The 11379-nt window shown below is 54.6% G+C and carries 11 protein-coding genes; 6 read left to right on the forward strand and 5 right to left on the reverse strand.

Features of this window, described 5'->3' with window-relative positions; all coding sequences use genetic code 11:
- Positions 1-37 precede the first annotated feature (37 nt).
- Both ACEW72_RS00570 and ACEW72_RS00575 read left to right on the forward strand, forming a co-directional pair.
- Positions 38-1525, forward strand: a complete 1488-nt coding sequence (locus tag ACEW72_RS00570; RefSeq protein WP_373474430.1) for a trypsin-like peptidase domain-containing protein — start codon at positions 38-40, stop codon at positions 1523-1525.
- A gap of 283 nt (positions 1526-1808) precedes the next feature.
- The gene (locus ACEW72_RS00575; RefSeq protein ID WP_373474431.1) at positions 1809-2186 is read left to right on the forward strand and encodes a GxxExxY protein; all 378 of its coding nucleotides are present in this window, start codon (positions 1809-1811) and stop codon (positions 2184-2186) included.
- Positions 2187-2220: 34 nt separating this feature from the next.
- Here the strand turns inward: ACEW72_RS00575 and ACEW72_RS00580 are convergent, their stop codons facing one another.
- The 3 genes from ACEW72_RS00580 to ACEW72_RS00590 all read right to left on the reverse strand — a co-directional run bounded on the left by ACEW72_RS00580 (position 2221) and on the right by ACEW72_RS00590 (position 6023).
- Positions 2221-3399 (reverse strand): dipeptidase, encoded by a 1179-nt coding sequence (locus ACEW72_RS00580; protein WP_373474432.1) that lies wholly within the window; start codon positions 3397-3399, stop codon positions 2221-2223.
- A 132-nt stretch (positions 3400-3531) separates the two neighbouring features.
- Entirely contained in the window at positions 3532-5106 is a 1575-nt protein-coding gene (gene nadB / locus ACEW72_RS00585) for an L-aspartate oxidase (RefSeq protein ID WP_373474433.1), read from the reverse strand.
- Positions 5106-6023, reverse strand: a complete 918-nt coding sequence (locus ACEW72_RS00590) for an ABC transporter ATP-binding protein (protein ID WP_373474434.1) — start codon at positions 6021-6023, stop codon at positions 5106-5108. Before ACEW72_RS00590 ends, nadB begins: the two co-directional genes overlap by 1 nt.
- A gap of 175 nt (positions 6024-6198) precedes the next feature.
- Between ACEW72_RS00590 and ACEW72_RS00595 the strand changes: the two genes are divergently transcribed.
- Genes ACEW72_RS00595 through ACEW72_RS00605 form a run of 3 tightly spaced genes read left to right on the forward strand, consistent with a single transcriptional unit; the run spans position 6199 to position 7486 of the window.
- Positions 6199-6648: a DUF4402 domain-containing protein gene (locus ACEW72_RS00595; protein WP_373474435.1), complete on the forward strand. Its 450-nt coding sequence runs from the start codon at positions 6199-6201 to the stop codon at positions 6646-6648.
- Positions 6649-6652: 4 nt separating this feature from the next.
- Positions 6653-7249 (forward strand): DUF4402 domain-containing protein, encoded by a 597-nt coding sequence (locus ACEW72_RS00600; protein WP_373474436.1) that lies wholly within the window; start codon positions 6653-6655, stop codon positions 7247-7249.
- Positions 7250-7288: 39 nt separating this feature from the next.
- Positions 7289-7486 (forward strand): zinc-finger domain-containing protein, encoded by a 198-nt coding sequence (locus ACEW72_RS00605; protein ID WP_373474437.1) that lies wholly within the window; start codon positions 7289-7291, stop codon positions 7484-7486.
- Here the strand turns inward: ACEW72_RS00605 and ACEW72_RS00610 are convergent.
- Complete coding sequence (locus ACEW72_RS00610; RefSeq protein WP_373474438.1) at positions 7475-8701, reverse strand: pyridoxal-dependent decarboxylase, exosortase A system-associated; 1227 nt, start codon at positions 8699-8701, stop codon at positions 7475-7477. The genes ACEW72_RS00605 and ACEW72_RS00610 overlap by 12 nt on opposite strands.
- 70 nt (positions 8702-8771) lie before the next feature.
- Complete coding sequence (locus tag ACEW72_RS00615) at positions 8772-10289, reverse strand: acyl-CoA ligase (AMP-forming), exosortase A system-associated (protein ID WP_373474439.1); 1518 nt, start codon at positions 10287-10289, stop codon at positions 8772-8774.
- 33 nt (positions 10290-10322) lie between these two features.
- On the opposite strand from ACEW72_RS00615, the gene ACEW72_RS00620 reads away from it, so the two are divergent.
- The gene (locus ACEW72_RS00620) at positions 10323-11369 is read left to right on the forward strand and encodes a GNAT family N-acetyltransferase (RefSeq protein ID WP_373474440.1); all 1047 of its coding nucleotides are present in this window, start codon (positions 10323-10325) and stop codon (positions 11367-11369) included.
- Positions 11370-11379 lie beyond the last annotated feature (10 nt).

Raw genomic sequence — 11379 nt, forward strand, 5'->3', positions numbered from 1 at the left:
CTTTGCCCTTGTTAGATAGACGAGAGGAATGAAATCCGTGCGTTACGCTTATGCTGCAACTACCGCTCTTTTACTGACCGGCAGTGCTTTTGCGCTGGTCAATGGTTCGCCCGTCACGGCGCAAACCGCCCTTCCTGTTTCGGCCCAAGCCAACCTGGCACCTGCCGGGGCACCCGCCACTTTTGCGGATCTGGTTACCCAGCTTCAGCCAGCGGTGGTCAATATTTCGACCAAACAAAAGGTGCAGGTGGCAACCAGCTTCAACCCCTTCACCGGCGAACGGCGACCGGTCACTCAGGAACAGGCAAGCGGCGGATCAGGCTTTTTGATTTCGGCGGACGGCTATATCGTCACGAACAACCATGTCGTAGCGGGCGGGCCAGCAGGTGATGCCGTTGACAAGGTAACTGTCACATTGTTCGACGGAAAAGAATATACCGCCGACATCGTGGGTCGCGATCCACAATCGGACATTGCCTTGCTAAAGATCAAAGCCAATAATTTGCCTTTTGTGGCGATGGCGGATTCGACCAAGAGCCGCGTTGGTGATTGGGTCATCGCAATCGGTAACCCGCTTGGCCTCAGCAGCTCGGTTACGGCAGGGATCATTTCGGCGTTACAGCGAAATATCGGCGCGGGCGGCGCTTATGACCGCTTTATCCAGACCGATACCGCAATCAACCCTGGCAATTCCGGTGGTCCGCTTTTCAATCTGAAGGGTGAAGTCATCGGGATCAACAACCGTCTGATTTCCCCTATCGGTGCGAATATTGGCGTTGGCTTTGCCATTCCGGCAGAAGAAGCCGCACCGGTTATTGAATCCCTGAAAAAGGGCGTTCGTCCAGAGCGCGGTTATCTGGGTATCAGCATCACGCCAGTCGGCGAAGATCTGGCCGATGCGCTCGGTCTTGAAAAGAACCGCGGCGAATTCGTAGCCCGCGTTGTAGCGGGCGAAGGCGGAGAGAAAGCCGGTTTGAAAGAAGGCGATATCGTCCTGAACGTTGACAGCCGCGAAGTTTCGCCTGAAGCGACATTGTCTTATATCGTTGCCAACATCAAACCCGGAACCCGCATCCCGCTGGACATTTTGCGCGAAGGCAAACCAATGCGCCTTAACGCCACAGTCGGTACCCGTCCGCCAGAAGAAAAGTTGGCGCAAAGCAATTTCAATCCGGAAGAAAACAAGGATTTTGAAAAAGATAACGATAGCCCGGATGCGAAGGTCATCCGTGATGCAATCGGCTTAAGCGTCATTCCATTGGACGCCGAAATTGCGCGTCAGTTGGGCATGGGCAGCGATACCAAGGGCGTTGTGATCGACATTGCCGGTCAAGGTAGCGGCGCTCAGGCAGGTTTGCGGCGCGGTGACGTGATCGTATCGGCAACCTATCAGCCTGTGACCTCCGCCACCGCACTCGCCGCCGCGATCCGTACGGCCAAGACAGCCGGTCGCAGCGCGGTTCTGCTGGGCGTCAAACGTCGGGGCGGAACCACGCAATATGCAACGGTCCGTATCGAGGAATAACCCTCTTTTGTTCATCAACGCCAGCGGGGTGTCAGCCAGCTTCCATGAACCTGACTAACACCCCCTTGGCACGACGTTCCTTCCCGGTGCCAGCCACAAAGGCGGCGACCGGCTACCTTGTTGTAACATGAACACCAGCAAAATGTTTCTCGACGACAGCGTCATGTCCCGCGGTGCGGTTTAACATGCGGGCATTACGGAGCGGTTTTTGACCGATGGGTTGGATTGATGTAATCTCACACCAAGGCACAAAGAAGATTTAAAGTTGAGAGATTTAGAAAGAATGGCAACGGTTGCAATTGATTGCGGCTTTAAAATTCATGATGCACTCGGGCCGGGATTGTTAGAGAGTGTTTACGAAGTGCTTTTAGCAGATAGCCTTGCGGCGCGAGGATTGTCCGTAGAACGACAAAAGCCCATTTCAATCCACTTCAATGGACGCGTTTTCGATGAAGGTTTTCGTGCGGACATACTTGTCGAAGGAAAGCTTCTAATTGAATTAAAATCATGTGAGCGATTGGCTGCCGTACATGGCCGACAAATACTCACTTATCTAAAATTGCTCGATCTGCCGCTTGGGCTCTTGATGAATTTCGGTGGAGCTACATTCAAAGAAGGTATTCGGCGAATTGCTAATGGCGACCTGTCAAAACAGACTTAGCTCCTTCTTTGTGCCTTAGTGTCTTTGTGTGAGATTATTTTATCCCGGCCGCGGCTTCGGCACCCCGCATTACCCGTAACACATTGCCCTGTGCAATTTTCGCAAGATCCGCTTTCGAATAACCCCGGCGCACCAGTTCGGCGAAAAGTGCGGGATAGGTGGATACGTTTTCGAGCCCTACCGGCAGTTCGTCCACGCCGCCGAAGTCGCCGCCAATTCCGATATGGTCGATACCGGCGACTTTGCGGATCTGGTCGATATGATCGGCGACTTGCGCCAACGTCGCTTTGGGTTGCGGGTGGCCGGCGATCCATGCATCAACCGTGGCTTTTTCGCCTGCGGGATTGCCGGTAAACTCCAGCTTCGCACGGCCCACGACCGCCGAACGGTCATATTCCCACTGCCGACGTTCGGGCGAGGTAAAACCGGGGACAAAGGTCACCATCACTACACCCCCATTTTGCGGCAGACGTTTCAGCACTGAATCCGGGACATTGCGCGGATGCGGGGTCACGGCACGCGCATTACTATGTGTGAAGAGAACAGGCGCGCGCGTCTTGTCCAGCACGTCATGCATCGTGGCTTCGGACACATGGCTTATATCCACGATCATCCCCAGAAGATTCATCTCGGCAATCACTTCAAAGCCGAAGGGCGACAGACCGTCATGTTTGGGCGCGTCGGTGGCGCTGTCGGCCCAATCTGTCGTCAGGCTGTGGGTAATCGTCATATAGCGCGCACCAAGCGCGTGCATCTGGCGCAAGATTTCCAGTGAACTGCCAATGGAATGCCCGCCCTCCATGCCAATCAGCGACGCAATTTTGCCCTTTTTTATGGCAGCTTCTGCCGTTGCCGCTGTGTCGGCATAAACAAAGGCATCGGGGTAGCGTGTTATCATCTGGCGCACGACGTCGATCTGTTCAACCGTGCGTGTTACCGCTTCATGCTTGGGCAAAGCGGCGTCGACATAGACAGACCAGAACTGCCCACCCAGAAAACCCGCGCGCAAGGTCGGGATATCCGTATGAGTCTTGGCCAATATATCAGGCGACAGGCCCTTTAGGTCGAATTTCGAAAAGTCGCGATCGAACAGCTCGGCAATCTGGTGCGGGGTATCGTTGTGACCATCGATAACCGGGGTTTTGGCAAGTACTTGCCGCGCGGTTTCCTCCGGCGTTGTCGCACTTAACGGCGCGGTCCCTGCTATGAGCATGGACAGAAGCGAAACCCGCAAAAAACTTGGTAAGTTTACAGTCAAAACGCACTTTTGGTCGGACATAATACCCCCTATTTACTGATAACATTCAGCCCTATCCAAGCCTTTGCAGGAAAGTGTTTTCAAGACTTAGGGCACCAACACGGTATCAACTGCTTGCTTTGCCAAATCCGGATAATCGAGCGTGTAATGCAAACCGCGACTTTCGGCGCGGGACAAGGCAGACCGGATGATGAGATCGGCAACCTCCACAAGATTACGCAATTCGATCAGATCTGGGGTCACCCGGAAATGGCTGTAATAATCTTCAACCTCGCGGCGTAGCAGATCGATGCGATGCTGCGCCCGTTCCAGCCGCTTGGTGGTGCGGACAATGCCGACAAAGTTCCACATAAACTGGCGTATCTCACGCCAGCATTGGGCAATGACCACCTCTTCATCGCTATCGGTAACACGGCTTTCGTCCCACGGGCGCACCTTTGGAGGTTTCGGAAAGCGTCCCCAATTGGCATCAATATGTGCCGCACAGGCGTCGCCAAAAACAAAGCATTCCAAAAGAGAATTGGAGGCAAGCCGGTTTGCTCCATGCAGGCCCGACTGCGTCACTTCGCCTGCCGCATAAAGACCGGGGGCATCTGTCCGCCCATCAAGGTCAACCAAGACGCCGCCGCACGTATAATGCTGCGCGGGAACAACTGGAATTGGATCACGCGTGATGTCGATACCCAAACCCATCAGCTTTTCATAGATATTCGGAAAATGCTCTTTCACAAATTCCGGCGGCCGGTGGCTGATATCCAGATGCACAAAATCCAATCCGTCGCGCTTTATTTCCGCATCATTGGCACGCGCTACGATATCTCGGGGGGCCAATTCAGCGCGCTCGTCATAATCGGGCATATAACGATGCCCGGTCTTCGGATTTTTCAATATCCCGCCTTCGCCGCGCACAGCTTCGGTAATCAGGAAATTCTTGACCTCCAGATTGTACAGGCATGTGGGGTGGAATTGCATGAATTCCATATTGGAAATGCGGCATCCGGCCCGCCATGCCATCGCGATACCATCGCCGGTCGCACCGCGCGGGGCGGTTGAATAGAGATAGGTGCGCCCTGCCCCGCCGCTGGCCAATATTGTCGCGCGCGACGTAAAGGTTTCTACCTTTCCTGTTTTGCGGTTCAATGCATAAACGCCGTGGATGCGGCCCGATGTGGAGAAGCGTTCCTGATGCCTCCCCAGAATCAGGTCGATTGCCACCATATCCGGGACCAAAGTGATATTAGCATTGGCATTCGCCGCCGCCTCCAGTGCTTGCTGCACCGCCCATCCGGTAGCATCGTCGACATGGACAATCCGCCGGTGGCTGTGGCCGCCTTCGCGTGTCAGATGCCAGTCATTGCCGTCCAGATTGAACGGCACGCCTAGCTTCGCCAGCCGTTCGATCGCTTCGGGTGCATTTTCGACAACGAATTCCACGGTAGCCCGGTTGTTCAAGCCCGCGCCCGCGACCATCGTGTCCTCGATATGACTTTTAAAAGTATCGCCCGGTTCCAGCACCGCCGCAATTCCACCCTGCGCCCAAGCCGTCGCGCCATCGGACAAAGCACCTTTGGCCAGCACGACAACCTTGTATTTTTGGGCAAGCTGCAGCGCCGCCGTCAATCCAGCCGCGCCTGACCCGATGATGAGAACATCGGCCTCCATTACGACGTACTCGTCAACCGCAGGAACACGTCTTCCAGATCAGCTTCCTTCGTTGTCACATCAATTATACCAAGTCCAAGGCCCTGGATGGCAGCAAGCACTTCACCTGCGTTCATCCGGTCCTTGTTGTAAGTGATTTCAACGATGCGGTCACCCAACAGTTCGGACTTTTCAAAGGCAGCGTGCTTTGGGGATTCGGTTAAATCGCGATCGAGAGTCAGGACGACCGCTTTTTCGCGGGCCATGCCGACCAGTTCTTTGGTCGGCTTATTTGCAATCAACTTTCCGTGATTGATGATGGCTATCCGATCGCAAAGCTGTTCCGCTTCTTCCAGATAATGCGTTGTCAAAACAACGGTCACGCCTTCGCGGTTCAATTCGACGACATAATCCCAAAGCTGTTGCCGCAATTCGATATCGACCCCAGCGGTCGGTTCATCAAGCACTATGACCGGCGGCGAATGGACCATTGCTTTTGCAACCAACAAACGCCGTTTCATCCCGCCCGACAAAGTACGCGCATACGCGTCGGCTTTGTCCTCCAACCTTACAGCGCGAAGCAATTCCATCGTTTTGCGCCTCGCCTTTGGCACGCCATAGAGGCCCGCCTGCAATTCCAGCGCCTCTTTCGGTGTGAAAAAAGGATCGAACATGATTTCTTGCGGCACAATTCCAATCGAGGCCTTGGCGTTACGGGGGTTGGCGTCAATATCGAAGCCCCAGATCGACGCCGATCCGGAGCTTTTCATCACCAGCCCGGCCAATATATTTATAAGCGTAGACTTGCCCGCGCCATTCGGACCGAGCAATCCGAAAATCGAACCTTGCGCGACTTCAAAACTGACATCGTCCAGCGCCTGTTTGCCACCTACATATTTTTTGGAGAGATTCTGAATATCTATAGCTTTATCGGACATAGGCTAGCGATAGCGAAGCCATGTCTCGGGTGCAATGACAGGAAACATGGTTTACGGCCTATTCACCCTTTTCGAACACCAAATACGCATTGCTTCGAGATAATGTGCAAGCGTGGACAGTGGGGCTTTTCAGAAAACAATACGGCGTTCAGCCTTTGGCTGCGCCTTATTTTGCGTGCAGGGTGCCTTTGCCTTGCCCGGCGATACGCAAACTCAAATCGTCAATCCCGGTCTGGTAACAAACGCGTCCCGCCTTGATTTTGGATCAGTCATCACCGGATCTGTCCAAAGCCGGTTACGGATACCTTCGACCAGCGATACAATTATTGTTTCCGCAGGTAATGCTATTCCGGTCGGCGGATCGGTGTCGCGCGCGCGGTTTGATGTGGTGGCGGCACCGCTTACGTTGGTCCTTATAAACCTGCCGGGTAATATCCAGTTGGTCCGCGTTTCCGGCAGCGAGCAGATGTTACTCGACCAGTTCCAGCAGAACGGAACACCGCTACGGATTATGGGCGCGACGGGACAGTTGTCGTTCTTTGTCGGCGGGCGCCTGCGCGTCGGACCATCCCAAGCGCCAGGTCTGTATCAGGGTGATTTTACCGTCACGGTGAATTTCCTCTAATATAATGCAATTTTTAGAATATCTTTACGGTTCACGGTCTATCCCGCAACTTATGTGTGGGGCCGAAAATAAATTTCCAGTAAAACTGGCTATGGGCATTGCTGCTGTTTTTGCAGTATGTGGTCCGCAACAGGTGCTTGCCGAAACCGAACCGGCCAATGCAGAAATTACCGTCGTTCGTCCGTTATCTTTTGTCATCGACGATAATCTGGATTTTGGTTCACTCATTCCTGGCACGGCCGCTGGCACGGTCGTTATGGCACCAACCGGAACGCGCACGGCGAACAATGGCATTGTCCTTGTCGGCGGCGGTCAGAGCACGGCAACTTTTTCCGGTCAGGGCAGCTTTAACCAGCGTGTCGATATATCGTTGGGCGCTAACAGCATATTGATCACAGGGCCTGGCGCGCCAATGCGGGTGCGGACTTTTGTGATTGGAAGTACGCCGACCGCCGTACTGACGACCGCGCCCCTTAGATTCCGGATTGCTGCAACCAATGGCATTTTTACGTTCCCGATCGGAGCAACATTGGAAGTAGGTGCCAATCAGGTACCGGGTAAATATACCGGCAATTGGTCAATTACCCTCAATTATTTCTGAGCCGTTGCAGCCGTAGCGCGCTTTTGCTAAGCGCCGCAAATGAGCAATTTTCAGCCCGAAACCATCCGCGTCCGTGAAGCCCGCATTGCTTGCGATGGCAGCGGCGATATTCCAGCCGCACTCGGCCATCCCCGCGTCTGGTTACAAATCGACGACAAGGGCTATGTCGATTGCGGATATTGTGACAGACGATATGTGCTGATCGGTGGGCCTGCGGATAACGGCCTAAACCAGTAATTCCACAGCGGGCCCTTGGCCTAGAAAATTTGCCGGACTCGCACTCGCGCCATAAGCTCCCGCGCAAAAAATAGCGACCAGATCGCCGACATCGGTGCGCGGCAAATGGGCGCTGTCGGACAATTTATCCAGCGGGGTGCACAGGCATCCGACAATTGTTGCAACTTCGGTCGGCGCGGCATCAAACCGATTTGCAATCGCCACCGGATAATTGCGCCGGATGACCGTGCCAAAATTACCGCTCGCTGCCAACTGGTGGTGTAACCCGCCATCGGTAACGAGAAAAGTTTCCCCATGACTGATTTTGCGGTCGACGATCCGGGTCAGATATACGCCTGCTTCGCCCACCAGATAGCGGCCGAGCTCAATGCAGAAATGCGTATCGGCAAGGCTTTCTGGCAAGCCGCTTAAGCGAACATCCAAAGCCAATCCTACAGCGTTAATATCAACCGGTGTGTCACCGGGAAAATAAGGAATGCCAAAACCGCCACCCAGATTGACCTTTGGCGGCGATGTCCCGATTGCTTGCGTAAGTTCCACAACCAGATCCAGCGTTTGTGCCTGCATCGCTATAATGGCGTCGGCTGACAATGCCTGACTGCCTGCGTAGATATGGAAACCCTGCCACTGCGCGCCAGCGATCAGGATGTGTCTTACCAATGCGGGTACGCGTTCGGCATCGACACCAAACTGCTTTGCCCCGCCCCCCATTTTCATGCCCGATCCCTTCAAATCAAAGCTGGGGTTTACCCGAACGGCAAGTCGCGGACAGATATTCAGCTTCGCGCCAATCGCAATGGCACGCTCCACCTCGCCTTCACTTTCGCAGTTCAGCGTTACGCCCAAGGCAATCGCACGTTCAAGGTCACGGTCGCGTTTGCCCGGTCCGGCGAAACTGATCTGGTTCGGGTTCACACCGGCAACGAGCGCCAGTTCAAGCTCTCCGCCTGATGCCACATCGAACCCGTCGACCAGGCCGTGCATCAACGCAAGCAGAGGTGGGTAGGGATTGGCTTTCATAGCATAATGCAATGCTAGCCGTTTGGGCATGGCCGACTTTGTATCCTCCACACGCTTTCGCAGATGTGCAGAAGAATAAACAAACAACGGCGTATCACCGGATTTTTCAGCCAAAACAGACGCGGGAAGCCCGCCAATCGCGAGTTCGCCATCGATGCTTTCATAGCCCGTTGGAATTGGTCCCGTCGCTTTCATCGCGTTACCATATAGGAATGAGGCGTAAATGTTTCGATAATGGCCGCGTGACTAAGAAGCAAATGGCGCACTATATAGTTTGGACCAAAACTGTGCGGTCCAATTTGCCATTGGCATTTTTGGGAAACGTATCCAGCCACACCACTTCGGCTGGTTGCATGAAATTGGGCAACGTCGCCTTCAAATGCACTTTTAGCCCGTCATCATTTCCATCGCCCCGCACAAATAGAACAATCACTGCGCCGAGCCGGTCGTCCTTACGGCCAAGAGCGCAGGCTTCGGCTACCAATCCGCTTTCCACTGCGGCTTCCTCAATTTCGGTGGGCGACACGCGGTTACCGCTTGTCTTGATCATCGCATCGTCGCGCCCTACAAAATAGAGCAGGCCGTCACGGTCACGTCGGACGGTATCGCCTGACCAGACCGCCATGCCGCCATATGTCGAAAACGCAGGTGCAGGCTTAAACCGTTCGGCGGTGCGCGCATTGTCTTGCCAATATCCCTTTGCGACCAGCGGCCCTGCATGGACCAGTTCACCGGCTTGATCCGGCCCGGCTTCGATGCCTTCTGGTGTCACCACCATGATTTCGGCGTAAGGAATAGCATGGCCCATGCTGGTCGGTTTATCGTCAATCAACGCCGGGTCTAGAAAAGTGGATCGAAATGCCTCGGTCAGTCCGTACATCGCAAATATATCGGTCTTGTGCCCAAAAATGCTGCGCAGCATTTTTACGAGACTTGGCGTCAGCGCACCACCGGAGTTCGTCAAGCGGCGCATATTTCGGGTGGCGTCTGTTGGCCAATCTTGTTCGACCAGTTGCACCCACAAGGGCGGTACTGCGGCAAGTGTAGTGATGCTGTGCTTGGCGCAAGCCTTAATAACATCGCGCGCTGTCAGATAGTCGAGCGGCACAACGCATCCCCCGGCGCGCCATGTCGATAGCAACTGGTTCTGGCCATAATCAAAACTTAAGGGCAGAACTGCGAGCGTTATGTCGTCGGACGAAAGCTTCAGATATTGCGCCACACTATCTGCACCAAGCGCAAGATTGGCGTGCGAAAGCACAACTCCTTTAGGGCGGCCGGTTGAACCGCTTGTGTAAAGAATGGCGGCCAATGTGTCGGGATCGGTATCTTCGGGGAGTGGGGGCAAAATCGGGGACGCCGCGTCGTCAAGAATTGCTTGAACCGCTCTTTCATCCGCGAGGAATTGCGATAACGATACCGGCAAAGAAGTTGCGTCTAAGGTTGCGGCGCGTGCGGCATTTGTAACCAGCAACTGTGCGCCACTGTCGGCTATAATATGCGCGACTTGCGCTGCTTTCAAAAGCGGATTGACCGGAACATGAACCAATCCGGCGCGCACCGAAGCAAGCGGCATCAAACAGGCAACCTCACTTTTGCCCAGCCACGTAGCGACCCGATCCCCCGCCGACAGCCCCCGCGTGGCCAGCCAGGCGGCCAGGCGACCGATACGGAGATTTAACTCCTTAAAACTATAGACCTTGTCACGGACAGCGAGTGCAGGTGCATCGGGCTGCCCAAACAGGGCCAAATGGTCGGGCGGGAAAGTTGGCAGATCGGGCATCACGGGGTCAAATTCGATTGGAGTTTTTGGGGCATGTCAGGGGTAACATATTTGCCGGTAAAAGGTGAATATCACGATAATTTTCTGACCGCGCAGGCGGCTGCACGCGGTGGTATGGATCGGGAGCGGCAGGCCTGTCTGTTCGACCGGCTCGACTGGCTTGACCCGCTGCATCGTATTGCGCTGCGCGATAAAGCACCGCTTTTTCTCAGGGCGCAATTCGGGCATGCCGACGCATGGCTACCTTTGATGCGGCGAGCAAGCCGTCACCACGTTGCGCTTGCCAATTGGTATAATTTTACATGGCGGCCGATTTACAATGGCGCAGTTGACGAAGCCGAGCGCCGGCCATTGCTTCAGCAGCTGGCCGAAACGGCGCGGCATCGCACCCGCCGCCTTACGTTGGCGCCCGTGCCCGATGAAGAAGGCTCTGCAAGCGAGATTGCCGCCGCATTCACAGCGGTAGGCTGGGTTGTGGACATTACTCAATGCGACGAAAACCATTATTTGCGGCTAAACGGTCGATCATTTGAGCAATATTGGGATAGTCGGCCCGGACAGTTGAAAAACACCGTCAAACGGAAAGCCAAAAAAAATACTGTGGCTATTCGGATCGACGCCGAGTTTTCGGATACCGTCTGGCACGATTATGAACAAATCTATGCGAGAAGCTGGAAGCCGCATGAGGGCAGCCCGGAATTTCTGAAGCAATTGGCCCGAAACGAGAGTGGTTCTGGAACATTGCGCCTCGGACTTGCCTATATTGACGGCAAACCAGTCGCCGCCCAATTCTGGACCGTGGAAAACGGCGTCGCCTTGATCCACAAGCTTGCCCATGATGAAAGGCATCTTGACGCCTCACCCGGAACCTTGCTTTCCGCCGCCTTGTTCCAACATGTGATCGACATCGACAAAGTGGATGAAATTGATTTTGGCACCGGCAGCGACGCGTATAAACGTGACTGGATGGATGCTGTTCGTCCACGGTACAGGCTGGAGATGTACTGGCCCAAACATGTTGCCAATTGGCCATTGATTGCCCGCCTGCATTTGCGCCAAATGCGCCGCAGTGCCGCATAAACCGGAGAAT

The sequence above is a fragment of the Sphingorhabdus sp. genome (assembly GCF_041737645.1).
Lineage (GTDB): Bacteria > Pseudomonadota > Alphaproteobacteria > Sphingomonadales > Sphingomonadaceae > Sphingorhabdus_B.